We start from the raw sequence: 25430 nt of genomic DNA on the forward strand, positions 1-25430 counted from the left end.
GCGAAACCCGCATCAGTAGCCTACCTCGTTTTCATTGGACCACCGGTGCATGAGAAACGATCATTCATTCCCGAACTGCGCTATTGCCTCCTGTGAAGCGCTTCGGCAAAGCCCTAAGGAGTTTCATCATGTCCACCGCCGTCTGCACCACCGAATCGCTCTCGCCCCTGTCCGCAACCGTCCGCACCGCCGCAGTTCCGCCGGCCGTCCGCCGTGGCGCCTGGCAGATCGCTCCCGGCGAGGCGATGAGCCTGAAGGCGCGGTCGGCCAGCGTGTTGCGCGTGAAGCAGGGCCGGGTGTGGGTCACGCCCGACGCCACGCTCGCCAGCCCCAGCGAAGACCTGGTGCTCGCCCCCGGCGAATCGCTCCATGTGGCCGCGGGCCAGCGCATCGTGATGGAGGCGTGGGACGGCTACGGCGCGACCTACAGCTGGGACAACGCCTGATTGTTCTGCCTCCAGGAGCTGGAAAGGCGGCCACGGCCGCCTTTTTCTTTTTGAAGCTACTTTTCGCGTAACAGGTTGCCGTTACCCGTTGATGTCGAAGCTCGGCAGGAGCGCCAGGAAGTGCCGCAGCGCCGTCTCGCCTTCGAGCACGTGCACGCCGGCCATCAGGTCGGGCCCCTCGCTTTCGGCCAGCCCCATGCCGAAGCCGGTGTAGCGCCGCACCGCCAGGGGCGCCTGGTAGACCACGCGGATGTCGGTATGGCGCGGATCCTTCTCGATCTGCTGCATCAGCGCATCGACCGCCTCGCGCGGGCCCTCGAGGTGCTGGCAGAAGCGCTGGCCGTCGAACACCAGGAGTCCGGTGATGCCGCGTTCCACATTGCGGCCGCGGGCGCGGGTGGCGATCGAGCCGACCGTGTTCGGGGGCAGGTCCTGGGTGAGCGTGCTGCAGTAGAGGACTTCGTAGAGCGGGCGTTGTTCGGTCATGCGGCGCAGAAAAAAACGTGCGCAGTGTAGGTACCTCCCCCGCCGTCGCGAAATGTCAAAAGACACATTCCGTGCGCCTATAGTTACGCGTGAAATTCGAGGACTACCCTGCCGCGGCGCCTCCACCCCAGGGCGCCAATCCCTGCGACCAGTGCGCGTTGCGCCGGCTCGACGCGTTCCTGCCCTGCTCCGAGGAGGAGCTCAGGACGATCCAGTCGTTCCGCGTCGGCGCCCGCCGCGTCGAGGGCGGCGCCGCCATCGTCGAGGAGCACCGGCGCAGCCCGCAGCTCTTCACGCTCTATTCGGGCTGGGCCTTCCGCTTCAAGACGCTGAGCGACGGGCGGCGGCAGATCCTGAGCTTCCTGCTGCCCGGCGACTTCATCGGCCTGCAGGACGAATTCGCCGACGGCCAGACCCACGGCGTCGAGGCCATCACCGATGTCACGCTGTGCGCCTTCTCGCGCGACCGCCTCTGGGGCCTGTTCCACGCGCAGCCCAAGCTGGGATACGACATCACGTGGCTGGCCGCGCGCGAGGAGAAGCTGGTCGACGACAACCTCGTCTCAGCCGGCCGGCGCAATGCCGGCGAACGCGTGGCCATGCTGCTGATGCATCTCTACCGGCGTGCCGACCGCGTGGGCATGGTGCGCGACGGCTGGATCGAGTTTCCGTTCAACCAGCAACATATCGCCGATGCACTCGGGCTGTCGCTGGTACACACCAACAAGACGCTGCGGCGGCTGCAGCGCCTGGGGCTCTACAAGATCGACGACGGCTGGCTGCGCATCATGGAGCCGCATGCGCTCGAAACGCTGGGCGACTACTTCGAGCGCCCGATGCGGCCCACGCCGCTGATCTGAGCCGCGCCGGATCGCCCCCGTTCAAGGCGTCGCCGCCAGTTCGCGCAGGTCGTTCTCGTAGGCCTGCAGCCGACGCACCGCCTGCGCGCGCTGGCTGGCGCTCGCGCCGTTGTGCAGCGCGGCCGTGTTGCGGCAGCCTTCCTGCAGCAGTGCCTGCTGCTGGTCGCGCCAGGGTCCCGGCGGCGGATCGGCTATGCGCAGGATATAGCCATGCAGCGCCGCTTGCGCCTCGGCCGGCGCCGGCTTGCGCGCCACGAAGCCGCGCAGCAACGCCAGCGCTTCCTGTTGGCGCTTGCGGCGCTCGGCGTCGGCCAGCTTCGGGTCGAACACCGACTGCGCTACCTGCTGCTTCAGGAGATCGCGCTGCTCCGCGGTCAGCCGGCCGTAGAAGTCCTCGGTGCGGTCGAGGAACTGGTCGTAGCGCTTCTCCTGCACCTGTTCCGGCGTGCGGTCGAGCCAGTCCTTGCGGTACTCGGCGTTGTTCTTCGCGTACTTGCGTTCCAGCTGCAGCAGTTGCGAGCTGGCGAGACTGAGCGCCAGGTCGGTGCCGGCCGGTTCGGCATGCTCGGCCACCGCCAGCAGCCGCTCGCGGATCCGGTCGGCCATGGCGCAGACCTGCGCCGGCGTGATCTCGCCCGGCGCCAGCGCCTGCGCGTCCTGCAGCAGCGTCGCGAGGCGGGGCAGTTCGTTCTGGCGGTGCCAGGCCAGCAGCTGCGCGAGTTCGTCGCGCACCTTCGGGTTCTGCGTGCTGTCGAAATCCAGGTAGGCGTCGAGCCACCAGTAGCTCACGGTGGGCAGGTTGTTGTAGGCCAGCCTGATCGCGCTGCAAGCCCCCAGGGCAGCGGCCAGCAGCAGCACGCCGATAATCCGCGCCACGCTCGCGCAACGAATTCGGGAAGAAAAACGCATGAATCAGACTCCGCAACAAGACAACCTGGGGCCGGTCGACGTCGTCATCATGGCGGCCGGCAAGGGCACGCGCATGAAAAGCAGGTTGCCCAAAGTGTTGCATCGATTGGGCGGCCGCGCATTGCTGGGCCACGTGGCCGGCACCGCCGCGCGCATCGGCGCGCGCAACGTCGTTGTCGTGACGGGCCATGGCGCGGCGGACGTCGAGGCCGCCATGGCCGGCGCAGTGCCGGGCACCGGTCTTCGCTTCGCGCGCCAGGAGCCGCAGCTCGGCACCGGCCACGCGGTGCAGCAGGCCGCGCCGCTGCTGGCCGACGACGGCACCGTGGTCGTGCTGTCGGGCGACGTGCCGCTGATCGGCGAAGACACGCTGCGCGCGCTCGTCGCGGCCAGCGCGGGCGAGCGGCTCGCGCTGCTGACCATCGAATTCGACGATCCGAGCGGCTACGGGCGTGTCATCCGCTCGAGTGCCGGTGGCGACGTCACCGCCGTGGTCGAGCACAAGGACGCCACCGAGGCGCAGCGCGGCGTGCGCGAGATCTACAGCGGCGTGATGGCCGTGCCGGCGCGCCTGCTCAAGGGCTGGCTCGCGCGACTCGACAACCGCAACACGCAGGGCGAGTACTACCTGACCGACGTGGTCAAGCTGGCGGCGGCCGACGGCGTGCCCGTGGTCGCGCACGTCACCACCGACGCGCTGCAGGTCGCCGGCATCAACAGCCCGGCCCAGCTCGCGGCGCTCGAGCGCGCCTGGCAGCTGCGCCAGGCGGATGCGCTGATGGCGCAGGGCGTGCGGCTGGCCGATCCGGCGCGCTTCGACCTGCGCGGCACGCTCGATTGCGGCGCCGACGTCGAGATCGACGTCAACTGCATCTTCGAAGGTGCGGTGTCGCTGGGCGAGGGCGTGCGCATCGGCGCGAACTGCGTCATTGCCAACGCGCGCATCGAGGCCGGCGCGGTGATCCATCCCTTCACGCACATCGAGGGCGAGAAGGCCGGCGTGACGGTGGGCGCGGGCGCGCTCATCGGGCCGTTCGCGCGGCTGCGGCCCGGCGCGCAACTGGGCGCCGAGGTGCACATCGGCAACTTCGTCGAGGTCAAGAACTCCACGCTGGCCGCGGGCGCCAAGGCCAATCACCTGGCCTACCTGGGCGACGCCACCGTCGGCGAGCGCGTGAACTACGGCGCCGGCAGCATCACCGCCAACTACGACGGCGCGAACAAGCATCGCACCGTGATCGGCGACGACGTGCACGTGGGCAGCAACTGCGTGCTGGTGGCTCCCATCACCATCGGTGCGGGCGGAACCATCGGCGGCGGCTCGACCGTCAACAAGTCGACCGAGCCGGGCGCGCTCACCGTCGCGCGCGGCAGGCAGGTGAGCTTTCCCAACTGGAAGCGTCCGCAAAAGAAAAAATAGCGCGCTGCACGCAGCTCGCCCCCAGGCTGCGCGCACTTCGTGTCGCTTCGCCAACCCCCTACCGGGGGCAACACCTGCGGCCCGGCAAAGCCGGTTCCGCGGTGTTCTCGACTCGCCCCCGCCTTCGTGCACTTCGTGTCGCTTCGCCTGCCCCCGCCGGGGGCAACACCGGCGACCCGGCACAGCCGGTTCCGCGGTGTTTCGCGGCGGTTCGTGAAGGGGTGCGAAAGCTTCATCCCAGCGGCACGCGGGGCTCGAACTTCGCGCGCTTGAGGCTGAAGAAGGCCTTCACGTTGCGCACGTTCGCATCGGCCGTGAACAGGCGCTGCGCGAGGGCGCCGTAGTCCGGCATGTCGCGCGCGGCCACGACCAGCACGAAGTCGGGGCCGGGCGACACGCGCCAGCACTGCTGCACCGCGTCGTCGGCGATCACGCGCGTTTCGAAGGCGTCGAGCGATGCGGCGTCCTGCCGGTCCAGCGAGATTTCCACCACCGCCTGCAGCCCGTGCCCGAGCACCGCGGCGAGCCGGTCGGGCGACAGCAGCGCCACCTGCCGCTCGATCAGGCCGATCTCCCGCAGGCGCTGCATGCGGCGCAGGCAGGTCGGTGGCGAGATGCCGACGTCGGCCGCCAGACGCTGGTTGGTTTGCGAGGCGTCGCGCTGCAGTGCGTCGAGCAGCCGCAGGTCCGTTGAATCGAGGGAGATTGATTCCATATATGGATAAATTATGGAAGAAAAATCCATATCAATGAATAGAAGAAATAAAAGTCCGAAATCAATCGAATTTGGAAAACATATTTCCTTCACTTCTTCCTACCATCGAGCCTCCTCTTCATTCAAAGGCAGTCCACCATGTGCGGCATCGTCGGGGCAGCGTCCCATCGCAACATTGTTCCGGTCCTGGTCCAGGGCCTCCAGCGGCTCGAATACCGCGGCTATGACTCGTGCGGCGTCGCGGTCCATGCCGGCGGCCTGACGCGCACGCGCACCACCTCGCGCGTGGCGGACCTCGTGGCGCAGGTGCAGGACGACAAGGTCGAAGGCCTGACCGGCATCGCCCACACGCGCTGGGCCACGCACGGCGCGCCCGCCGTGCACAACGCGCATCCGCACTTCAGCCATGGTCCCGGCGTCGACGCGGCCGGCACGCGCCCCGGCCGCATCGCGCTGGTGCACAACGGCATCATCGAAAACCACGAAACGCTGCGGGCCGCGCTCGAAGCCAAGGGCTACGCGTTCGAGAGCCAGACCGACACCGAGGTCATCGCCCACCTGGTCGACAGCCTGTACGACGGCGACCTGTTCGAAGCCGTCAAGGCCGCCGTGCTGCAGCTGCACGGCGCCTACGCCATCGCCGTGATCTGCCGCGACGAACCGCACCGCGTGGTGGGCGCACGCGCCGGCTCGCCGCTGATCCTCGGCGCCGGCAAGGACGGCACCGAGAACTTCCTGGCCAGCGACGCCATGGCCCTGGCCGGCGTGACCGACCAGATCATCTATCTGGAAGAGGGCGACGTGGTCGACCTGCAGCCCGGCAAGTACTGGATCGTCGACAGGAGCCACAAGCCGGTCACTCGCCAGGTGCGCACCGTGCTCGCCCACAGCGGCGCGGCCGAACTCGGCCCGTACCGCCACTACATGCAGAAGGAAATCTTCGAGCAGCCGCGCGCCATCGGCGACACGCTCGAAGGCGTCGAGGGCATCGTGCCCGAGCTGTTCGACGGCGTCGGGCAGGACGGCGCGACCGGTGCCAGCGCCCACCGCGTGTTCCAGGACATCGACAAGATCCTCATCCTCGCGTGCGGCACCAGCTACTACAGCGGCTGCACCGCCAAGTACTGGCTCGAAGGCATCGCCAGGATCTCCACCCAGGTCGAGATCGCCAGCGAATACCGCTACCGCGACTCCGTGCCCGATCCGAAGACGCTGGTCGTCACCATCAGCCAGTCGGGCGAAACGGCCGACACGCTGGCCGCGCTGAAGCATGCGCGCTCATTGGGCATGGAGCAGACGCTGACCATCTGCAACGTCGCCACCAGCGCCATGGTGCGCGAGTGCAAGCTGGCGTACATCACGCGCGCCGGCGTGGAGATCGGCGTGGCCTCGACCAAGGCCTTCACCACGCAACTGGCCGGCCTGTTCCTGCTCACGCTGGCCATTGCGCAGGCCAAGGGCCGGCTGAGCGCCGAAGAGGAGACGCGCTACCTGAAGGAAATGCGCCACCTGCCGGTCGCGCTGCAGTCGGTGCTTGCGCTCGAGCCGCAGATCATCGGCTGGGCCGAGGACTTCGCGCGCAAGGACAACGCGCTGTTCCTGGGCCGCGGCCTGCACTACCCGATTGCGCTGGAAGGCGCGCTCAAGCTCAAGGAAGTGACCTACATCCACGCCGAGGCCTATGCTGCCGGCGAACTCAAGCACGGTCCGCTCGCGCTCGTCACCAGCGAGATGCCCGTGGTGGCCGTGGCGCCGAACGACGCGCTGCTCGAGAAGCTCAAGAGCAACCTGCAGGAAGTGCGCGCGCGCGGCGGCGTGCTCTACGTGCTGGCCGACGGCGACACGCAGATCAAGAGCAGCGAAGGCCTGCACGTGATCCGCATGCCCGAGCACTACGGCGCGCTCTCGCCGATCCTGCACGTCGTGCCGCTGCAGCTGCTGTCGTACCACACGGCCTGCGCGCGCGGCACCGACGTGGACAAGCCGCGGAACCTGGCGAAGAGCGTCACGGTGGAGTAAGCGAAGGCGAGGGGGCTTCGCGACAATCGGTTTCCCAGGCACACCGGCAGGCGCATTGCGCCTGCACCCCGCCGCCGTCCCAAGGAGACCCCATGAAGCCCCAGCCCATCGAGTACGCAGCCGCCTCCGACGAAGTCAAGGCCGTGTACGACGACATCAAGACCTCGCGCAATGTGCCCGACGTCAACAACTTCTGGAAGTACCTCGCCAACGATCCGGCCACGCTCAGGCGCACCTGGGGCAGCCTGAAGGAAGTGATGGCACCGGGTGCGCTCGACCCGGTGGTGAAGGAAATGGTGTACCTCGCGGTGAGCGTCACCAACAGCTGCACCTATTGCATCGCGAGCCACCACGCGGGCGCGGAGAAGGCCGGCATGACGCCCGCGATGTTCGCCGAGCTCATGGCGGTGGTCGGCATGGCCAACGAGACCAACCGGCTGGTCAACGGCTACCGCGTGCCGGTCGATCCGGCGTTCGACAGGTAGCTGGCGCCGGCCGGCTCGCGCCGTTCAGCCGATCGTCATCAGGCTCGCGTTGCCGCCGGCCGCGGCGGTGTTGATGCTCAGCGCGCGCTCCACCACCAGGCTCTCGAGCGGAATGCCGGCCTCGCCCGGCGCGAAGGCGCGCACGCCCACGATCGGTCCCGGTCGCGCCGCGAGCCGCTGCATCACTTCGGCGAGGCCGCCGGCGTTGCCGTGATGCAGCGCTGCATCGAACACGACGGTGTCCGAACCCCAGTCGCTCGCGAGCGCCACGCCATGCTGTACCTCGGCCGGCAGCGTCGCACGCAGCGCCTGCGCGGCGCCATCGGCCGGCCAGATCGCGGTGCTGCCCACGGACAGCACCGCGGCAAGCTGCACAAGCCGGTCGGCTTCGCTGCCGGCCAGGCACAGCACCGCTTCGCGTGGCGCCAGCGTGTAGACGTTGCGCTCGCCGGTCGGTCCGGCCAGCGTGCGCGAGGCGCCGGAGCGCGACTGCAAGGCGAAGCGTGAACATTGCGCTGCGAGCGCGGCGCGGCCGTTGGCTCCCGCCCAGCGCGACAGGGCCGACAGCGCGGGCCGCGGCGTCGCATCGGCTTCGACCGTCGCGCGCGCCATCGCATCGTCCGGACGCTGCGACAGCATGCGCAGCATGTACAGCGGCCCGCCCGCCTTCGGCCCGGTGCCCGACAGCCCTTCGCCGCCGAAGGGCTGCACGCCGACCACTGCGCCGACGATATTGCGGTTCACGTACACGTTCCCTGCCTTGGCGTGCGCCACCACCTGCGCGATGGTCTCGTCGATGCGCGTATGGACGCCGAGGGTGAGGCCGTAGCCGGTGCCGTTGATCTGGCCGATCAGCGCGCCGAGGTCGCGGCGGCGGTAGCGCACCAGGTGCAGCACAGGACCGAACACTTCGCGCTGCAGCTCGGCGATGCTGTCGAGCTCGATCAGCGTCGGCATCACGTAGGTGCCGTGGCGCGTGTCGTGTGCGTATTCGCGGCCCTGGCGATACACCCTGCGGCCCTTGGCGCGCATGGCCGCGATGTGGCGCTCAATGCCATCGCGCGCCTCGGCGTCGATCACCGGACCCACGTCCACGGCCAGCCGCGCCGGGTTGCCGATGCAGGCCTCCGCCATCGCGCCCTGGAGCATCGCGAACAGCCGGTCGGCGGCCTCTTCCTGCACGCACAGCACGCGCAGCGCAGAGCAGCGCTGGCCGGCGCTGTCGAAGGCGGAAGACATCACATCGACCACGACCTGTTCCACCAGCGCGGACGAGTCGACGATCATCGCGTTCTGGCCGCCGGTCTCCGCGATCAGCGGCACCGGCGCGCCGCCGGAACCCAGGCGCTGCGAGAGCGTCTTCTGCAGCAGGCGCGCCACTTCGGTCGAGCCGGTGAACATCACGCCCTGCACGCGGGCATCGGCCACGAGCGCGGCGCCCACGGTCTCGCCGCTGCCGGGCAGCAGTTGCACGGCGGCATGCGGCACGCCGGCTTCCCACAACGCGCGAACCGCCTCGGCGGCCACCAGCGGCGTCTGCTCTGCGGGTTTGGCCAGCACCGGGTTGCCCGCCGCCAGGGCCGCGGCCACCTGGCCGGTGAAGATGGCGAGCGGAAAGTTCCAGGGGCTGATGCACACCATCGGGCCGACCGGGCGGTGCGTGTCGTTCGAGAAATCACTGCGCGCCTGCGCTGCATAGAAGCGCAGGAAGTCGACAGCCTCGCGCACCTCGGCGATCGCGTTGGTATACGTCTTGCCGGCTTCGCGCGCCAGCAGTCCGAGCAACTGCGGCGTGCGTGCCTCCAGCAGGTCGGCCGCGCGCTCCAGCAGCGCGGCGCGTTCGGCCGGCGGCGTGGCGGCCCATGCGGCGGCAACGCCCTGCGCGTGCGCAACGGCCGCCTCGACATCGGCCAGCGTGGCTTCCTGCACCTGGCCGACGACGTCGCGCAGGTCCGCAGGGTTGCGCACGTCGGCCCAGGGATTCGCCTCGCCGCCGACGGCCCGCGCCAGCAGCGGCGGAGCACGCCAGCCGGCATGCGCGCTGTCCTGCAGCGCGCGGCCCAGCGCGCGCAGGCTGTCGTCGTTCGACAGGTCGAGCCCGCGCGAGTTGACGCGCTGCCCGCCATACAGCGCGGCAGGCAGCGCGATGGCAGGGTGCGGCAGGCCCGGCGCGCCCTCGTTCGCCGCCATGCGTTCCACCGTGGCGACGGGATCTTCCACCAGCGCATCGATATCGATCGCGAGGTCGGCGATGCGGTTCACGAACGAGGTGTTGGCGCCGTTCTCCAGCAGGCGCCGCACGAGGTAGGCCAGCAGCGTCTCGTGCGTGCCCACCGGCGCGTAGATGCGGCACGGCCGCTGCAGCGGACCCACCACCTGCTCGTACAGCGGCTCGCCCATGCCGTGCAGGCACTGGAACTCGTACTGACCCGGCGTGTAGCGCGCGGGGTCGGCCATCGTGTAGATCGCGGCCAGCGTGTGCGCGTTGTGCGTGGCGAACTGCGGGTACACCTCGCCGGGCGCATCGAGCAGCTTGCGCGCGCACGCCAGGTACGACACGTCGGTATAGGCCTTGCGCGTGTACACCGGATAGCCGTGGAGTCCATCGACCTGCGCGCGCTTGATCTCGCTGTCCCAGTAGGCGCCTTTCACCAGCCGCACCATCAGCCGGTGGCGGCTGCGGCGGGCCAGGTCGACCACGAAGTCGATCACGAACGGGCAGCGTTTCTGGTAGGCCTGGATCACGAAGCCGATGCCGTGCCAGCCCGCGAGCGCCGGCTCGAAGCACAGGCGCTCCAGCAGGTCGAGCGACAGCTCGAGCCGGTCGGCTTCTTCCGCGTCGATGTTCAGGCCGATGTCGTACTGCTGCGCCAGCAGCGTCAGTTTGCGCAGCACGGGGTACAGCTCGGCCATCGCGCGCGCATGCTGCGCACGGCTGTAGCGCGGGTGCAGGGCCGAGAGCTTGATCGAGATGCCCGGCCCCTCGTACACGCCGCGTCCGGCCGAGGCCTTGCCGATGGCGTGGATCGCTTCCTCGTAGGCCGCGCGGTAGCGCTGCGCGTCCGCGGCGGTGAGCGCCGCTTCGCCGAGCATGTCGTACGAATAGCGGAACCCTTGCGCTTCGAGCTCTCGCGCGTGGCCCAGCGCCTGCGCGATGGTCTCGCCGGTGACGAACTGCTCGCCCATCATGCGCATCGCCATGTCCACGCCCTTGCGGATGAGCGGTTCGCCGCCCTTGCCGATGAGCCGCGTGAGCACCGCCGACAGGCCGGCCTCGCTGTGCGTGGCCACCAGCTTGCCGGTGAGCAGCAGTCCCCAGGTGGCGGCGTTGACGAACACCGACGGGCTGCGCCCCGCGTGCGACTGCCACTGGCCGTGCGCGATCTTGTCGCGGATGAGCGCGTCGCGCGTGTCGGCGTCGGGAATGCGCAGCAGCGCCTCGGCCAGGCACATCAGGGCCACGCCTTCCTGCGACGAGAGCGCGTATTCCTGCAGCAGCCCCTGCACCAGGCCGGCGCGTCCGCTCGCGTTCTTTCGATGGCGCAGCTGCAGGGCGATGCGGTGCGCGAGTTCGTGGGCCGTCGCGGCCTCGGCGGCCGGCAGGCGGGCCTGCGCCAGCAGCGGCGGCAACGCTTCGGGTTCGGGCCGGCGATACGCAGCGGTCACTGCCTGGCGCAGCGGCGTGGGGTCGGCCAGGCCGTCTGCGAAATGCATGAAGGTGGAGGGCAGCGGGTCGTCGGGGGTGGTAGGCATGTGATGTGGTGCGGGTGACAAGTTGGATGATCTCCCCATGAATGACGAATATGTGTTCGAAAAACGGAGAGAAAAACGAATAAATCTCTAGTGATCACGCCGGTCGTCCGCACATGCGAGCAATCCACCCGCGCGGGCCTGCTTGACCCAATTTCCCTTTTAATGGACATTTCCTCCAATATGAAGGAAATCGACGCGCCACCCTCGGCCTCCCTGAACGACCGCATCGCACAGCGCGTGCGCGACCTGCGCGCCGCGCGTGGCTTGTCGCTCGACGCGCTTGCCACGCATTGCGGCGTCAGCCGCTCGATGATCTCGCTGATCGAGCGCGGCGAGAGCAGCCCGACGGCGGTGGTGCTCGAGAAGCTCGCGACCGGCCTCGGCGTGTCGCTCGCCTCGCTGTTCGACGCGCCCGCGCCCGCGGCCGACCCGGTGGCCCGCGCCGCCGACCAGCCGCAGTGGCGCGATCCGCATTCCGGCTACCTGCGGCGCAATGTGTCGCCGGGCGGCGGCTCGTCGCCGATCCAGGTCGTCGAGGTGCTGTTTCCGCCCGGGGCCCGGGTGGCCTACGAGACCACGGCGCGCGAGCCTGTCGTGCACCAGCAGGTGTGGGTGCTCGACGGCGTCATCGACATCACCCTCGGCGACGACCACCACCACCTCGAGACCGGCGACTGCCTCGCGATGGTGCTCGACCGGCCCATGAGCTACCACAACCCCTCGCGCAAGCCCACGCGCTACGCCGTCGTGATCGCGACGCTGCCTTCCCGGAACTGATGGAGATGATGGAAATGAAGGAAACGAACCCCACGCCCGCCGCCGATGCCACGCGCATCCGCCTTCTCGATGCAGCCGACGATGCCGACATCGACGCGCTCGCCGCGGTGCTGGTCGACTGCGTCGAGGGCGGCGCGTCGGTGAGCTTCATGCAGCCGCTGGCGCCGGAGCGCGCCCGCGCCTTCTGGCGCGGCGTGGCCGATGGCGCGGCCCGCGGCGAGCGCGTGCTGCTCGTGGCTGAGGACGGCGAAGGCATCGTGGGCACCGTGCAGGTGATGCTGTCGCAGCCCGAGAACCAGCCGCACCGCGCCGAGGTCGCCAAGATGCTGGTGCACCGCCGAGCGCGGCGCCGCGGCCTCGGCGCGCTGCTGATGCAAGCGGCCGAGGCGGCCGCGCGCGACCACGGCAAGACGCTGCTCGTGCTCGACACCTCGAGCGCGGAGGCCGAGCGGCTCTATGCGCGCGTGGGCTGGACGCGCGTGGGCAGCATCCCCGGCTTCGCGCTGCTGCCGCACGGCGAACCGTGCGCCACCACCTTCTTCTACCGGGAGCTGGCGGGCTGATTCGCCAGTGATTCGCCAGTGATGCGCCTGTGATGCGCCCACGCCCGGCAAGCCGGGCGCCTTCAGTGCCTCGAGCTTCAAAGAAAGGGAATGGCGTCCGCGAGCATGTGCGCGAACACCACCGGCCAGAGCCATCCGGTGCGAAGGTAGAAGACGCCGAACACCAGCCCGGCCACCGCCACCGACAGCGCGCCGTGCGGCCCCTGGTACAGGTGATAGAGCACCCGCACCAGCAGGCTCAGCCCCAGCGCGAACGAGGCGCCCTGGTGGCGAAAGCACCGCTGCAGGTAGCCCAGCAGGAAGACCTCTTCGTACAACCCGTTGACCACCGCCAGCGTGACGACCACCGCCAGCGAGGGGCGGGCCGTTTCCATCATGCGGTCGATCGGTTGCGCCGCATCGGCAGCAAAAGGCGACAGCGCGACGGCACTGGCCACCACGCACGCGACGTAGAGCAACGCACCCACGCCGCAGCCCCGCCACGAGGGCGACGGCAGCAGGTCGCGCATCGCATGGCCGCGGCTGCGCAGGATCAGCAGCGCGATCGGCCCCACGAAGATCTCGAAGCCCACGAGGCCGATCAGCGACGCATCGCTGATCGTGCCGCTCCTGAAGCCCGCGCTGACCGACCACAGCGAGCCGGCGATGAACCAGCCGAAGCACAGGGCCACCATGCCCAGGGCTTCCAGCGGCGTGGCGTTCGGGGCGGCGGCGGGTGGTTTCATGCGCGTCGGAAGGAAGTTCGGGGCTGCGCGCATGCCGGCCGGCATGCGATGCCGGCCGGATGTTAAGGGCAACGGCCGCGCAAGCGCTGCCGCCACGCCGCGCGTTCAGCGTGCGCCGAAGCTCGCGTTCTCGAACAGGTCCTTGAACTCGCGCGGCTGCGAGCGCCAGTACTGTTCGGGCGCAGTCACCTGCGCGCCCAGTTCGGCCGCGGCGTGCCAGGGCCAGCGTGGGTCGTAGAGGATCGCGCGGGCCAGCGACACCGCATCGGCCTGGCCGCCGGCAATGATGGCCTCTGCGTGCCGCGGCTCGGTGATGAGGCCCACCGCGATGGTCGGCAGCCCGACCTCGGCCTTCACGCGCTCGGCGAACGGCACCTGGTAGCCCGCACCCAGCGTGATCGCCTGCTGCGGCGACACGCCGCCGCTCGACACATGGATGGCCGCGCAGCCGCGCGCGGCCAGTGCCTTCGAGAACGCCACGGTGCTGTCGAGGTCCCAGCCGCCCGGCACCCAGTCGCTGGCCGACACGCGCACCCACACCGGCCGCCCGGCCGGGAACGCCGCGCGCACCGCGTCGAACACCTCGAGCGGAAAGCGCATGCGGTTCTCCAGGCTGCCGCCGTATTCGTCGGTGCGGTGGTTCGCAATGGGCGACAGGAACTGGTGCAGCAGGTAGCCGTGCGCCGCATGGATCTCGAGGCCGTCGAGCCCCAGCCGCGCCGCGCGGTGTGCCGCCGCCACGAAGGCATCGCGCACGCGCACCAGGCCGGCGGCATCGAGCGCAACCGGCACGTCCTCGCCCGGCGCATGCGGCACGGCGGAGGGCGCAGACGCCTTCCAGCCGCCGGGCTCATCGGGGCGGATCTGCTTGCCGCCCTGCCATGGCGCGCGGCTCGATGCCTTGCGCCCGGCGTGGCCGAGCTGCATGGCGATCGCGACGGGCGAATGCGCGCGCATCGCCTGCAGCACGCGCGCCAGGCCCTGCTCGTTCTCGTCGGAGTACAGGCCCAGGTCGCCCGGCGAGATGCGGCCTTCGGCCTCCACCGCCGTCGCCTCGATGATCAGCAGTCCCGCGCCCGACAGCGCCAGGTGGCCGAGGTGGATCATGTGCCAGTCGCCCGGCGTGCCGTCGGTGGCGGAGTACTGGCACATCGGCGCGATCACGATGCGGTTGGCGATCTGCAGGCTGCCGAGCTGCAGCGGTTCGAACAGGCGGGGCCTGGGCGTGGGCTCGCGGTTGTCGTTGCTCAAGATGGTGTGGCTCCACAGGTGCGGTAGGTCGGCGGATTCTGCGGGGTCTGCGCGATCCTTGCCGCGGGCGCCGCGTTGGCCCTGCGGTTCAGCGCGGTATGGATCAGCAGCGCCGCCACCACCATCGCCATGCCCACCACCTCGTTCGCGGTGGGCATCCTGCCGAGCGCGGCACTCATCAGCAGCGCCGACACCGGCACGAAGTTCAGGAACGCCGTGCCCGTGACGGCGCCGAGCGTGCGCACGCCGTAGTTGAAGGCCAGCACCGAGGCGGCCGAGGGCACCGCGCCCACGAACAGCATCGCCTGCCACGACAGGCGCAGGCCTTCCGCGGTGGGCGTCGCCGACCAGCCGAGCAGGCTGGCGCCGACCGCGGCGACCAGCAGCACCGGCCACGAGGCCAGCACCGTGAGCGCGGTGTACTCGATCACGTCGAGCTCTGGCAGTCGCGCGGCGCCGCGCGTGTACCAGACCCAGCCCAGCGTGCCGCCGTAGGCGATGGCGTCGCCGAACAGCGTGGAGCCGCCGCTGGCACCATGGCCCCACAGCAGACCCGAGACGATCGCCACGCCCAGCAGTGCCAGCGCGGTGGCGAGCAGCGCCCCGCGCGAGGGGCGCACGCCGTCGAGCGCCCAGCGCACCAGCTGCGTGGTCATCGGCGTGGTGGCGATGATCACCGCGCCGTGCGAGGGCACCGAATGCGCCAGCCCGACCAGCAGCATCACGCTGAACACACCGAAGCCGGCGGCGCCGCGCAGCGCCAGCGTGGCGGCATGCCGGCGCAGCTTGCGCCAGGGCGCTGCGCCGCGCGGCAGCAACAGCAGCAGGAACAGCGATGCGGACAGCGTGTAGCGGACCAGCGTGAACCACACGGGTTCGACATGGTGGAGCACGCCCTTGCTCACGAGGAACAGGGAACCCCACCCGGAGGTGGCGAACAGCAGTGCGGCGATGCCCGGCAGGCGCTGGCGGGAAGACGTCGAATTCATGGAAGGAACCTCTTGGAACGGAAGGAAAGGGCCGGTCGGCCGATGTCCCGAGAATCGGCGCTGGCGCCTGCGATTGCCATTCGCATCTTTGGACGGGGACCTCCAAAAAAGCGAACGGACTCCGGCGGCCCGCAAGCTCACAATCCGCTGCATGGAGCTGTACCAACTCAAGACCTTCGTCGCCATCGCCAGCGAAGGCAGCCTGACCCGTGCGGCCGAGCGCGTGTTCACCAGCGCGCCCGCCGTCAGCGCGCAGCTCAAGGCGCTGGAAGACGAACTCGGCGTGAAGCTGTTCGAGCGCACGCCGCGCGGCATGTCGCTCACCGAGGCCGGCGTCAGCCTGCTCGAGGAGGCCGAGCGCACCCTGGCCTCGGCCACGCGCATGCGTTCGGCCGCCGAGCAGCTGCGCGGCGCCGCGCAGGGCGTGGTGCGCTTCGGCACGGTGGTCGATCCGGTCGCGCTGCGCCTTGGCGAAGTGCTGGTGACGCTGGCCGAGCGCCATCCGCAGGTCACGCTGCAGCTCAGGCAGGGGCTCTCGTTCGAGACGCTCGCCGCGGTGCAGCGCGGCGAACTCGACTGCGCCTACGTGCTCAGCGACAGCCCGGAAGTCGACGGCCTGGAGCTGGTCCGGCTCAGCGCGGTCGACCTGGTGGTGACCCTGCCGCTGCCGGTGGCCGAGGCGCAACCCGACCTGTCGATGGAACAGCTCACCGAGATGCCGTGGGTCGGCACGCCGCCCTCGTGCATCCTGCGCGTGCACCTCGACAGGCTCTTTGCCGGTGCCGGCCGCGAATACCGCCAGGGCCGCACCGCCGATGGCGAGAGCGCCATCCGCAGCATGGTCGCCAGCGGCATGGGCGCGGGACTGCTGCGCAGCGACTACGCAGAGCAGGGCGAGCGCAACGGCGAACTGGCCATCTGGAAAGGTTGGCGCTCGCACACGTGGCTGTGCTGGGTGGCGCCGGCCGGCGGCAGGCGGACGGTGGCGGCCGAGGCGGTGCGCAGCGCAGTGATGGAAGCCTGGGCCTGAGCCGCAACCCACCCGCGCCGCCGGAGGTTCGCGCGGGCGCGGGGCAGCGGCATCGTCCGGGGCCGAAAACCCTGGGTTCCGGGGGTGGCACGGCCCCGTGCTCGCTGTCATCATTCGCCGCTGCATGAACCAAGAGCCCACTTCCTTTTCCGATCTCCTGCGCCGCGCCAGGCAAGCCCTGTCGGACTCATCGGGTGCCTTGACGGGCTCCGCGCCCGCAACGGCCGAGGCGGGCTTCGTCGTGCTGATCGCGCTCGGCGAAGACGGCAGCCGCGCCCGCGTCGTCTCCGGCAACGGCGCCGACATCGAGGCCGCATGGCAGGCCGCCGCCAGCGCCGCCGATTCGCAGGCCCGCCGCGCCGCCCGGCCGCCGCAGCGCCTGCGTGCCGAACTGGTCGACCGGGTCACTCCCATGACCTGGGGCGCGCTCAAGGCGAAGCTGGCGCACTCCAGGCGCAACTACTTCAACCTCGGCATCGCGCTCGACGCGCGCTTCGAGGTCGCGCTGCTCGCACAGGAAATGCACGGCAGCGCCGTCCTCTACAACGGCGAGGTCGACCATGCCGAGCCCAACGCCGGCAACATGCGGCTGCACAGCAAGCGCCGGTTCGGGCGCGAGATCGACTTTCCGGCGGACGACGACGCCCCCGCGTGGTGCTTCACCACGCGCGCCGTGTACGTCGACGCCCACGGCGCGTGGCCGGTCGCGGCCGAAGGGCCGTCGGCGGGTTTTCGCGCGCTGCACGACTGGAATGTGCGCCAGGTGCATGCGATGGTCGACCACGCCGCCACCTACCTTGCGGAGCAGGTGAAACCCACGGGCGAGTTCCACTACGGCTGGTTCCCGTGCTTCGACCGCGCCATTCCCACCTACAACACGCTGCGCCATGCCAGCTCGACCTACGCGATGCTCGAGGCCTGGGAGCTCACGCGCAGCGACGCGCTCAGGTCGGCCATCGACCGCTCGCTGGCCTTCCTGACCGGCACGCTGATCCGGCCCGCCAACCTGCCGGACGGCACGCGCGCGGCCTACCTGCTGGACATCGGCAACGAGATCAAGCTCGGCGGCAACGCGGTGTGCCTGCTCGCGCTGGTGAAGTACACCGAACTCACCGGCGACCGCGCGCACCTGGCGCTCATGGAGCAGCTCGCGCTCGGCATCCGCCACATGCAGGACCCGCAGACCGGCAGCTTCGTGCACGTGCTGAATGCACCGGGGCTCGACGTGAAGGCGAAGTTCCGCGTCATCTACTACGACGGCGAGGCCGCCTTCGGGCTGATGCGGCTGTACGGCCTCACGCGCGACGCGCGCTGGCTGGCGATGGTCGAGAAGGCCTTCGAGCACTTCATTGCCGCCGAGCACTGGCGCGCGCACGACCACTGGCTCAGCTATTGCGTCAACGAGCTCACGCGCTACCGCAGCGAAACGCGCTACTACCGCTTCGGCCTGCAGAACGTGTCGGGCTACCTCGACTTCGTGCTCGAGCGCATCACCACCTTTCCCACGCTGCTCGAGCTGATGATGGCCGCGCGCGAGATGGTGCTGCGGCTGGAGGCCGACCCCGCGCTGCGCCCGCTGCTGGACGGGCTCGACCGCGACAAGTTCGACCGCGCGCTGGAGTACCGCGCGCGCTACCTCGCCAACGGCCACTTCTGGCCCGAGCTGGCGATGTTCTTCCGGAACCCGGCGCGCATCGCCGGGTCGTTCTTCATCAAGCACCACAGCTTCCGCGTGCGCATCGACGACGTGGAGCACTACCTGTCGGGGTACGTGGCGTACCACCGGATGCTGAAGGAGCGCGAGGCGCAGCCGGCGGTTGCCGTTGCGACGCCGGCCGGCACCGGGGTGGTGGCCTGGGGCGGCGACGTGAATCTGTCGCGCCGCCAGCACTACCGCCTGCACGAACTGGGCGGCGCGCACGCGATGCTCGGCGGCATTCCCGCGCTGCGCGAGGCCGACCTGCGCATCGTCAATCTCGAATGCGTGGTGGCGACCGCGGGCGAGCAGGGCGTGGACAAGAACGAGTCCGCGCCGTACTACTACCGCGCGCGGCCCGAGATGCTGGCGGTGCTCACCGAAGCCGGCATCGGCATGGTGGCCACCGCGAACAACCACAGCGGCGACTACGGCCCCGAGGCGCTCATGGAGCAGCACGCGCTGCTCGACGCCGCGGGCATCGCGCATGCCGGCACCGGCCGCACGCTGGAGGCCGCGCTGCGCCCCGCGTTCGGCCTTGCGGGCGGCGTGCGCGTGGCGCTGTTCTCGCTCGACGCCACGCAGCCGAGCTTCGCTGCGAGCGAGGAGCGCCCTGGTGCGGCATGGCTTGCGCTGGACAGGCCCGCCGCGTGGACCGCCACGCTGACTCCGCGCATCGAGGCCGCACGCCGCGAGGCCGACGTGGTGCTGGTGGCGGTGCACTGGGGCGACAACCTCGAGACCGAGCCTTCGAAGGCCGAGATCGCCGTCGGCCACGCCATCGTCGACGCGGGCGCCGACGCGGTGCTCGGCACTTCCGCCCACGTGCTGCAGGGCATCGAGGTCTATCGCGGCCGGCCCATCCTGCACGACGCGGGCGACCTGCTGTTCGACTCGGTGCGCGACGATCTCGGCGACAGCGGCGTGTTCTTGCTCACGCTGGGACCGCGCGGCGTCGACGAAGTGGTGTTCACCCCCATCGGCGTCGGCTTCGGCTTCTCGCGGCAGCGCGAAGGCGACGAGGCCAGGGCACTGGCCGAGCGCTTCGCCGCGCAATGCCTCGCGCTCGGCACCGCGACGACGCTGCTGCCGGAAGGACGCTGCGCGGTGCGCCTGTCGCCGCCCGAACGGCCCCCGTTGCCCGTGCATCGCCCCGCCTCTCGAGCGCGCCCGGCCCCGGTCGTCGGCCCGGCGCCGGCACCCCGGCCCGAATGGACGGTCGACGCGGTGCCGGGGGATGCGCGCATCGAGCCGCTGCAGCTGGGGCCGCTGCGGCTCCTGGGCCTGCGCTGCTCGCCCCGGCAGATCGCCGGGCGGCGTCTGCTGTGGGTCGAATCCTTCTGGTCGGCCGATGCACCGGTGGCGCAGGACCTGCGCATCCAATTCCGCGCGCTGCCCATGCGCAGCACCCGCATGCCCGCATGGGGCGCGGGCATGGACCACGACCCTTGCGACTGGATGTGGCCCACCAGCCGCTGGGAGCCGGGTCGCATCTACCGGGACCGGTACGCCCTGCGTCCGCCGCGCGCCGGCCTGCTGAGCAGCGACGTGCTGCAGCTCGAGGTGCGCGTGCGCACCGCGTCGCCCGGCATGGCGGAGCCGCCGCCCCGCCGCCTGGCGCTGTGGTGCGGCCTGCGCGTGCCCGCGCTGCCCACGCCGCTGCCCGAGCGTGCGGCGCCCGTGCTCTCGGCCGACCGGCCCGGCGCCGGCAGGGCCGCCGCACCGGCCTGGACCGCCGAGCAGCTCCAGCAGGCGACGGGCGGGCACTGGCTGGTCGAACCGCCGCCCGGCTGGCTCGCCAATTCGGTGGTGCGCGGCCCGATCCACATGGGCCTGCTGCCCGCGCCGGCGCTGTTCATCGCCTCGGACGTCCGCACGCTGGCCGCGCACGAGAACTACAGCAAGCCGCGCACCGACCGATGGGACAGCCACCAGCAGCTGCCCGAGCTGCACGGCGCGCTGGCCGGTGCGGTGGTGGCGCATCCGGTCGAAGGCCTCGACCCGGCCTTCCCGCTGCTGCAGGTGCCGGACCCGATCGCCGCCATGATCGCCCTGGGCGCCGCCGCGCGCGAGCGCTTCCGCGGGTACGTGGTGGGCGTGACCGGCACGGTCGGCAAGTCGTCCACCATTGCCATGCTGCGCGACCTGCTGCCGGCGCGCGCGCGCGTGCATGCCACCGTCGGCAACTACAACTCGCGCGTGGGCGTGCCGGCCACCCTCGCCGGCCTGGCGCCCGACGCCGACGTGTGCATCCTCGAGATGGCGCAGAGCGGCCTGTGGATGGACCGCGGCCCGATCTCGCTGATGGCGCGGCCGCACGTGGCGCTCATCACCGAGATCGGCCTGTCGCAGACCGGCAGAACGTCCACGCTGGCGCTCACGGCCGCGTACAAGTCGCGCATCTTCCTGGGGCTGGAGCCCGGCGGCGTGGCCATCGTGCCCGACCACATCGCCTGCCTGCGGCAGGTGGTGGACGCCGCGGCCTGCACCGCGGGCGCCATCTGGGTGGTGGGCCCCGGGCCGGACGCCAACGTGCGCGTGCTCGACACCCGCCCCGAGCCCGGCGGCGGATGCCGCGTGCGCATCGCCGTGCCGGGGCGCACGCACGAATACGTGTTTCCGGTCGACAGCGCGGGCCTGGTGCGCAATTCGGCATTGGCCTTCGCTGCGCTGATGGCCATGGGCTTCGATGCAGAGGCCGCCTGCGCGCGCATGCCGCAGGTGCGGCTGCCCGCATCGGTGATGCAGGTGCGCGCGCTGCGCACCCGGGCCGGCGTGCAGGCCACGCTGATCGACGACAGCTGGAATGCCGAGGTCATGTCGATGCGCAACGCCATGGAATTCGTGCGCACCTACCAGCGCGCGCCGAACGGTCCGGTGGTGCGCAGGATCGGCGTGCTCGGGCGCATCGTCAATCTCGCCAGCGAGGCCGAGGCCATGCACCGCAGCCTGGCCGCGCCGGTGCTCGCGTCGGGCATCGAGCATCTGGTGACGCACGGCGACGAGATGCGCTGGCTGCGCGAGGAGATGCCCGTCGGGCTGCTCGGCCCGCACTTCGACGACGCGGCGCAGCTCGCGGGCTACCTCGGCGGCATCCTGCGCGACGGCGACCTCGTGCTGGTGAAAGGCGATCGCGACCGGTCGGACTTCGGCCACATCCCCGGCCTGCTGCAGCAGCTATGAGCGCCGCGGCCTTCCTCCTGCGGCACACGCGCTGCGTCCTCGTGGTGCTCGCGCTGGTGCAGACCGCCTGCGCCCAGCGCACCGGGCCCGACGTGCCGCGGCCCTTCGCCGCCGGCAACGACGAGGTGCTGCACTGGAACCAGCCGGCCGACCGCGCCGGCTGCCCCGACCGGCGCGGCTACCTCTGGGTGCAGCCCGCCGAGGGCCCGGCCTGCATCCGCTACTTCGCGAGCGGCGACATCGACGGCGCACGCGTCGCCATCGTGCAGTTCTCGGGCGACCGCGATGGCGTGATGAACCAGGCGCCCACGCGCATCCCGGGCAACACCGAAGCGCTGCGCACCGTCGACGCGCAGCGCAATCGCGACCGTGCCGGCGTGCCGTGGATCTTCGTGGCGCGGCCCGGCACCTACGGCTCGTCGGGCGACCACCGCAGGCGGCGCGAGCCGGTCGAGTTCCACGCGCTCGATGCGGCGCTCGACGCGCTGATGCAGCGCCACCGCATCCAGCGCATCGTGATCCTCGGCCACAGCGGCGGCGCCACCGCCGGCGCCGCGCTGCTGACCATGGGCCGCACGCGCATCGCCTGCGCGGTGCTCACCTCGGGCGCCTACGGCCTGCTGGAGCGCGCGCGCATGCTGGGCCTGTCGAGAGGCGGGCGCACCGACACCACCGGCAGCACGCAGTTCTACGATCCGCTCGACCATGTCGCGGGCATCGCGCGCGACCCGGCGCGCCGCATCGTGCTGATCGGCAGCCGCGAGGACCGCAACACGCCCTTCGCGCTGCAGGAGCGCTTCGGCGATGCCGTCGCCAGGGCGGGCCACCGCGTCGAGGTGCAGGCGCATGCGGCGGAGCCGCCGCTGTACCACGACCTGACCGACGGCATCGGCCTGCTCACCGCTTCGCAGTGCGCGCGCGAAGCGGCGTTGCAGTAGCAGGCGCAGACGCGACACCGCGGCCCGGCACGAATCCACACCACACGAAGACCGTTCCAGGAGACCCATGAGCACCAGCCCCATCACCACGCGCGAGTACGGCCACATGCCCGACGGCCGCCCCGTCACCGAGTACACCCTCGACAACGGCCGGGGCCTCAGCCTGAGCGCCATCAACCTCGGCGGCATCGTCACCGCGCTGCGCGTGCCCGACCGTCACGGGCGCAGCACGAGCGTGGTGCTCGGGCTGCCCTCGCTGGCCGAGTACCTGAAGCCGCATCCGCACCTTGGCACGGTGGTGGGACGCTATGCGAACCGCATCGCGCGCGGCCGCTTCACGCTCGACGGCACGGCGCACCAGCTCGGTCTGAACAACGGCGTGAATTCGCTGCACGGCGGCGCCACCGGCTTCGGCAAGCGCTACTGGGACATCGTGCCGCTGTCGGCGCAGGACGCTGGCGGCGACGTGGCCATCGAGCTGCGCTACACCAGCGCCGACGGGGAGGAGGGCTACCCGGGCGAGGTGCGGCTCACGCTGCGCTACACGCTGGCTGCCGCATCGAACAGCTGGCGCATCGACTACAGCGCCGTCACCGACCGGCCCACCGTGCTCAACCTGAGCCACCACGACTATTTCAACCTCGCCGGCAGCGGTTCGGTGCTCGACCACCGGCTGATGCTGGCGGCCAGCCGCTACTGCCCGGTGGACGACACGCTGATTCCGCTCGGGCTGGCCGACGTGGCCTCCACCCCCTTCGACTTCCGCACGCCCACACGCATCGGCGAGCGCATCCGCGAGGGCCACGAGCAACTGATGCGCGCGCACGGCTACGACCACAACTGGGTGCTCGACCGCGGCGATGCGGCACAGGGCCTCGCGCTCGCCGCGCGCCTGGAGCACGAGGCCTCGGGCCGCGCGATGGAAGTGCACACCAGCCAGCCGGGCGTGCAGTTCTATTCGGGCAACTTCCTCGATGGAAGCCTGTTCGGCAGCGCGGGCGCCAGCCTGCGCCAGGGAGATGGCCTCTGCCTCGAGACGCAGCACTTTCCGGACTCGCCGAACCAGCCGGAATTTCCGAGCACCGTGCTGCGCCCCGGCGAGCGCTTCCAGAGCGCGACGGAGCACCGCTTCGGCCTGATCGCCTGAGCCATCGCGTTGCGGGCGGCGCGCGCCGCTGCGATGTCTTCAGCCGGCGAACAGCGACGCCGGCACGCCCGGGCTGTCGATGCGCACCTTGAAGAGCCCGCCGGCCAGCGGCTCGGCCGCCTGCTGCGCGGGCGTGAGCCCGTTGCGCGCGGTCGTGATGTAGAGCGTGCGCAGGTCGGCGTCGCCGAAGGCGCAGTCGGTGACGTGGCTCGCAGGCACCGCGATGCGGCACAGCTCCGCCGCGCTCACCGGGTCGTGGCAGGTGACGCAGGCGCCGCCCCAGTGCGCGATCCAGAGCCGGCCCGCGGCGTCGGTGGTCATGCCGTCGGGCAGGCCGTCCGGCGCGTGAAAGCGGTGCCACACGCGGCGGTTCGACACGGTGCCCGCTTCCATGTCGAAGTCGTAGGCATACAGGTTGCCGAGCACCGTGTTGTTGAAGTACATGGTGCGGCCGTCGGCCGACCATGTCGGGCCGTTGGTCACCTCGAAGCCGTCGTCGTGCTTCGTGCAGCGGCCGTCGGCGTCGTAGCGGTAGAGCGCGCCGGTGGGCGCCTTGCAGTCGAAGTCCATGCTGCCGGCCCAGAAACGGCCGCGCGCGTCGCACTTGCCGTCGTTGAAGCGGTTGCCGGTGCGTTCGGGTTCGGGCTGGTGCAGGTAGCGCGACCTGGCAGCGTCGCCGGGCGCGGCGGTGTCGACCAGCGCGAAGCCGCGGCGCAACGTCACGAACAGGCCCGGCTCGGTGGCGCGCTCGGCGATGGCGGTGATCTCCTCGCCGAAGGTCCAGGTGCGTTGCGCGCCGGTCGCGGGGTCGTGGCGGAACAGGCGCGGCGTGAGGATGTCGATCCAGTACAGCGCCTGTTCGCGCTCGGACCACAACGTGCCTTCGCCGAGATTCGCACCGGCCGGCCAGATGCATTCGAGCGGGCCGTCGACCGTGGGGGCCGCGAGCGGCATCGAATTGTCTGTCTCCGGTCTGTTCATGGTGGGTCTCCTTCTTGTCGGGTTGTTCTCGTCATGTCTCCTTGACGCGGCGGATCGTATCAAGGCATATTGATAACCGAAGTTAAAAATATCGGCATCGATTGATATTCAATTTGCAATGTCAATCGTTGGCCTTTCCGAGCTTCTTTCGCCATCCCGGAGACATGTCTTGAATTCCCCCCAGCTTTCCATCCATCCCAGCCTCGAGGGCCGCACGGTGTTCGTCACCGGCGGCGGCAGCGGCATCGGTGCGGCCATCGTGTCGGCGTTCGCGGCGCAAGGCTCGCGCGTGGCCTTCGTCGACATCGCCGAAGACGCCAGCGCCGCGCTCGCGCAGCAGATCGAAAAGGCCGGACACGCCGCGCCATGGTGGCGCGCCTGCGACGTGCGCGACATCGGCGCGCTGCAGAAAGCCATTGCCGACGCCGCCGCCGCGCTCGGCGACTTCGCGGTGCTGGTCAACAACGTGGCCAGCGACGACCGCCACACGCTCGAGTCGGTCACGCCCGACTACTACGACAACCGCATGGCCATCAACGAGCGGCCGGCGCTGTTCGCGATCCAGTCGGTGGTGCCGGGCATGAAGCGGTTGGGCTTCGGCTCGGTGGTCAACCTCGGGTCCACGGGCTGGCAGACCAAGGGCTCGGGCTATCCCTGCTATGCGATCGCGAAGTCGTCGGTGAACGGCCTCACGCGCGGCCTCGCGGTCGATCTGGGCCGCGACCGCATCCGCATCAACACCGTGTCGCCCGGTTGGGTGATGACCGATCGGCAGGTGAAGCTGTGGCTCGACGAGGAGGGCGAGAAGGCACTCAAGCGCAACCAGTGCCTGCCCGACAAGCTGATGCCGGAAGACATCGCGCGCATGGTGCTGTTCCTCGCATCGGACGACGCGAAGATGTGCACCGCGCAGGAGTTCACGGTCGACGCCGGCTGGACGTGACGCCGGCACTCCCCCAGGCTGCGCGCACTTCGTGTCGCTTCGCCAACCCCCTCGCCGGGGGCAATGCCTGCGGCCCGGCAGAGCCGGTTCCGCGCTAGCAGGTACTCCCCCAGG

Annotated in this window: 20 protein-coding genes; 12 read left to right on the forward strand and 8 right to left on the reverse strand. The window is 70.5% G+C overall.

Annotated features, from left to right (window positions below; translation table 11 throughout):
- Positions 1-128: 128 nt before the first annotated feature.
- Positions 129-446, forward strand: coding sequence for a DUF2917 domain-containing protein (locus tag AACL56_RS07805; protein ID WP_339089254.1), 318 nt, complete (start codon positions 129-131; stop codon positions 444-446).
- A gap of 81 nt (positions 447-527) precedes the next feature.
- Here the strand turns inward: AACL56_RS07805 and AACL56_RS07810 are convergent, their stop codons facing one another.
- A complete protein-coding gene (locus tag AACL56_RS07810; RefSeq protein WP_339089255.1) occupies positions 528-932 on the reverse strand; it encodes a BLUF domain-containing protein in 405 nt (134 codons plus the stop codon).
- A gap of 89 nt (positions 933-1021) precedes the next feature.
- Between AACL56_RS07810 and AACL56_RS07815 the strand changes: the two genes are divergently transcribed.
- Entirely contained in the window at positions 1022-1792 is a 771-nt protein-coding gene (locus AACL56_RS07815) for a Crp/Fnr family transcriptional regulator (protein WP_339089256.1), read from the forward strand.
- A gap of 21 nt (positions 1793-1813) precedes the next feature.
- On the opposite strand, the gene AACL56_RS07820 is transcribed toward AACL56_RS07815, so the two are convergent.
- Positions 1814-2701, reverse strand: coding sequence for a DUF6279 family lipoprotein (locus AACL56_RS07820; RefSeq protein ID WP_339089257.1), 888 nt, complete (start codon positions 2699-2701; stop codon positions 1814-1816).
- On the opposite strand from AACL56_RS07820, the gene glmU reads away from it, so the two are divergent.
- Positions 2700-4121 (forward strand): bifunctional UDP-N-acetylglucosamine diphosphorylase/glucosamine-1-phosphate N-acetyltransferase GlmU, encoded by a 1422-nt coding sequence (glmU, locus tag AACL56_RS07825; protein ID WP_339089258.1) that lies wholly within the window; start codon positions 2700-2702, stop codon positions 4119-4121. The genes AACL56_RS07820 and glmU overlap by 2 nt on opposite strands.
- 232 nt (positions 4122-4353) lie before the next feature.
- On the opposite strand, the gene AACL56_RS07830 is transcribed toward glmU, so the two are convergent.
- Positions 4354-4836: an Lrp/AsnC family transcriptional regulator gene (locus tag AACL56_RS07830; RefSeq protein WP_339089260.1), complete on the reverse strand. Its 483-nt coding sequence runs from the start codon at positions 4834-4836 to the stop codon at positions 4354-4356.
- A 138-nt stretch (positions 4837-4974) separates the two neighbouring features.
- On the opposite strand from AACL56_RS07830, the gene glmS reads away from it, so the two are divergent.
- On the forward strand, positions 4975-6855 hold the full coding sequence (gene glmS, locus AACL56_RS07835; protein ID WP_339089261.1) for a glutamine--fructose-6-phosphate transaminase (isomerizing): 1881 nt from the start codon (positions 4975-4977) through the stop codon (positions 6853-6855).
- A gap of 92 nt (positions 6856-6947) precedes the next feature.
- Positions 6948-7340, forward strand: a complete 393-nt coding sequence (locus AACL56_RS07840; protein ID WP_339089262.1) for a carboxymuconolactone decarboxylase family protein — start codon at positions 6948-6950, stop codon at positions 7338-7340.
- Between the two features lie 24 nt (positions 7341-7364).
- Here the strand turns inward: AACL56_RS07840 and putA are convergent, their stop codons facing one another.
- The gene (gene putA / locus AACL56_RS07845) at positions 7365-11093 is read right to left on the reverse strand and encodes a trifunctional transcriptional regulator/proline dehydrogenase/L-glutamate gamma-semialdehyde dehydrogenase (protein ID WP_425336995.1); all 3729 of its coding nucleotides are present in this window, start codon (positions 11091-11093) and stop codon (positions 7365-7367) included.
- 162 nt (positions 11094-11255) lie between these two features.
- Between putA and AACL56_RS07850 the strand changes: the two genes are divergently transcribed.
- Both AACL56_RS07850 and AACL56_RS07855 read left to right on the forward strand, forming a co-directional pair.
- On the forward strand, positions 11256-11870 hold the full coding sequence (locus AACL56_RS07850; RefSeq protein WP_339089264.1) for a helix-turn-helix domain-containing protein: 615 nt from the start codon (positions 11256-11258) through the stop codon (positions 11868-11870).
- 8 nt (positions 11871-11878) lie between these two features.
- Positions 11879-12433 (forward strand): GNAT family N-acetyltransferase, encoded by a 555-nt coding sequence (locus AACL56_RS07855; protein WP_425337052.1) that lies wholly within the window; start codon positions 11879-11881, stop codon positions 12431-12433.
- Between the two features lie 77 nt (positions 12434-12510).
- On the opposite strand, the gene AACL56_RS07860 is transcribed toward AACL56_RS07855, so the two are convergent.
- From AACL56_RS07860 to AACL56_RS07870, 3 genes are all read right to left on the reverse strand, one after another.
- A complete protein-coding gene (locus AACL56_RS07860) occupies positions 12511-13158 on the reverse strand; it encodes a CPBP family intramembrane glutamic endopeptidase (RefSeq protein WP_339089266.1) in 648 nt (215 codons plus the stop codon).
- A gap of 105 nt (positions 13159-13263) precedes the next feature.
- Positions 13264-14409, reverse strand: a complete 1146-nt coding sequence (locus tag AACL56_RS07865) for an NADH:flavin oxidoreductase/NADH oxidase (RefSeq protein WP_339089267.1) — start codon at positions 14407-14409, stop codon at positions 13264-13266.
- The gene (locus AACL56_RS07870) at positions 14406-15398 is read right to left on the reverse strand and encodes a DMT family transporter (RefSeq protein ID WP_339089268.1); all 993 of its coding nucleotides are present in this window, start codon (positions 15396-15398) and stop codon (positions 14406-14408) included. Before AACL56_RS07870 ends, AACL56_RS07865 begins: the two co-directional genes overlap by 4 nt.
- 151 nt (positions 15399-15549) lie before the next feature.
- Between AACL56_RS07870 and AACL56_RS07875 the strand changes: the two genes are divergently transcribed.
- From AACL56_RS07875 to AACL56_RS07890, 4 genes are all read left to right on the forward strand, one after another.
- The gene (locus AACL56_RS07875; RefSeq protein WP_339089269.1) at positions 15550-16428 is read left to right on the forward strand and encodes a LysR family transcriptional regulator; all 879 of its coding nucleotides are present in this window, start codon (positions 15550-15552) and stop codon (positions 16426-16428) included.
- A 124-nt stretch (positions 16429-16552) separates the two neighbouring features.
- Positions 16553-21307 carry a CapA family protein gene (locus AACL56_RS07880; RefSeq protein WP_339089270.1) on the forward strand — a complete coding sequence of 1585 codons (4755 nt, stop codon included), beginning with the start codon at positions 16553-16555 and terminating at the stop codon, positions 21305-21307.
- The gene (locus AACL56_RS07885) at positions 21304-22245 is read left to right on the forward strand and encodes an alpha/beta hydrolase family protein (RefSeq protein ID WP_339089271.1); all 942 of its coding nucleotides are present in this window, start codon (positions 21304-21306) and stop codon (positions 22243-22245) included. The genes AACL56_RS07880 and AACL56_RS07885 overlap by 4 nt, the downstream gene beginning before the upstream one ends.
- Before the next feature lie 67 nt (positions 22246-22312).
- Positions 22313-23392, forward strand: a complete 1080-nt coding sequence (locus AACL56_RS07890) for an aldose epimerase family protein (RefSeq protein ID WP_339089272.1) — start codon at positions 22313-22315, stop codon at positions 23390-23392.
- 39 nt (positions 23393-23431) lie between these two features.
- On the opposite strand, the gene AACL56_RS07895 is transcribed toward AACL56_RS07890, so the two are convergent.
- Positions 23432-24373, reverse strand: a complete 942-nt coding sequence (locus tag AACL56_RS07895; RefSeq protein ID WP_339089273.1) for an SMP-30/gluconolactonase/LRE family protein — start codon at positions 24371-24373, stop codon at positions 23432-23434.
- Between the two features lie 118 nt (positions 24374-24491).
- On the opposite strand from AACL56_RS07895, the gene AACL56_RS07900 reads away from it, so the two are divergent.
- The gene (locus AACL56_RS07900; RefSeq protein WP_425336996.1) at positions 24492-25316 is read left to right on the forward strand and encodes an SDR family NAD(P)-dependent oxidoreductase; all 825 of its coding nucleotides are present in this window, start codon (positions 24492-24494) and stop codon (positions 25314-25316) included.
- Positions 25317-25430 lie beyond the last annotated feature (114 nt).

Origin of the sequence: Variovorax paradoxus (genome assembly GCF_902712855.1) — a bacterium.
GTDB classification, from domain to species: Bacteria; Pseudomonadota; Gammaproteobacteria; order Burkholderiales; family Burkholderiaceae_C; genus Variovorax; species Variovorax paradoxus_Q.

What these genes read in the sequence shown, in the direction of transcription:
- AACL56_RS07810 (WP_339089255.1), bottom strand. Translation starts at nt 932, where the DNA reads ATGACCGAACAACGCCCGCTCTACGAAGTCCTCTACTGCAGCACGCTC.
- AACL56_RS07830 (WP_339089260.1), bottom strand. Translation starts at nt 4,836, where the DNA reads ATGGAATCAATCTCCCTCGATTCAACGGACCTGCGGCTGCTCGACGCA.
- glmS (WP_339089261.1), top strand. Translation starts at nt 4,975, where the DNA reads ATGTGCGGCATCGTCGGGGCAGCGTCCCATCGCAACATTGTTCCGGTC.
- AACL56_RS07820 (WP_339089257.1), bottom strand. Translation starts at nt 2,701, where the DNA reads ATGCGTTTTTCTTCCCGAATTCGTTGCGCGAGCGTGGCGCGGATTATC.
- AACL56_RS07880 (WP_339089270.1), top strand. Translation starts at nt 16,553, where the DNA reads ATGAACCAAGAGCCCACTTCCTTTTCCGATCTCCTGCGCCGCGCCAGG.
- AACL56_RS07890 (WP_339089272.1), top strand. Translation starts at nt 22,313, where the DNA reads ATGAGCACCAGCCCCATCACCACGCGCGAGTACGGCCACATGCCCGAC.
- AACL56_RS07885 (WP_339089271.1), top strand. Translation starts at nt 21,304, where the DNA reads ATGAGCGCCGCGGCCTTCCTCCTGCGGCACACGCGCTGCGTCCTCGTG.
- AACL56_RS07895 (WP_339089273.1), bottom strand. Translation starts at nt 24,373, where the DNA reads ATGAACAGACCGGAGACAGACAATTCGATGCCGCTCGCGGCCCCCACG.
- AACL56_RS07875 (WP_339089269.1), top strand. Translation starts at nt 15,550, where the DNA reads ATGGAGCTGTACCAACTCAAGACCTTCGTCGCCATCGCCAGCGAAGGC.
- putA (WP_425336995.1), bottom strand. Translation starts at nt 11,093, where the DNA reads ATGCCTACCACCCCCGACGACCCGCTGCCCTCCACCTTCATGCATTTC.
- AACL56_RS07900 (WP_425336996.1), top strand. Translation starts at nt 24,492, where the DNA reads ATGTCAATCGTTGGCCTTTCCGAGCTTCTTTCGCCATCCCGGAGACAT.
- AACL56_RS07840 (WP_339089262.1), top strand. Translation starts at nt 6,948, where the DNA reads ATGAAGCCCCAGCCCATCGAGTACGCAGCCGCCTCCGACGAAGTCAAG.
- AACL56_RS07805 (WP_339089254.1), top strand. Translation starts at nt 129, where the DNA reads ATGTCCACCGCCGTCTGCACCACCGAATCGCTCTCGCCCCTGTCCGCA.
- AACL56_RS07855 (WP_425337052.1), top strand. Translation starts at nt 11,879, where the DNA reads ATGGAAATGAAGGAAACGAACCCCACGCCCGCCGCCGATGCCACGCGC.
- AACL56_RS07860 (WP_339089266.1), bottom strand. Translation starts at nt 13,158, where the DNA reads ATGAAACCACCCGCCGCCGCCCCGAACGCCACGCCGCTGGAAGCCCTG.
- AACL56_RS07870 (WP_339089268.1), bottom strand. Translation starts at nt 15,398, where the DNA reads ATGAATTCGACGTCTTCCCGCCAGCGCCTGCCGGGCATCGCCGCACTG.
- AACL56_RS07850 (WP_339089264.1), top strand. Translation starts at nt 11,256, where the DNA reads ATGGACATTTCCTCCAATATGAAGGAAATCGACGCGCCACCCTCGGCC.
- glmU (WP_339089258.1), top strand. Translation starts at nt 2,700, where the DNA reads ATGAATCAGACTCCGCAACAAGACAACCTGGGGCCGGTCGACGTCGTC.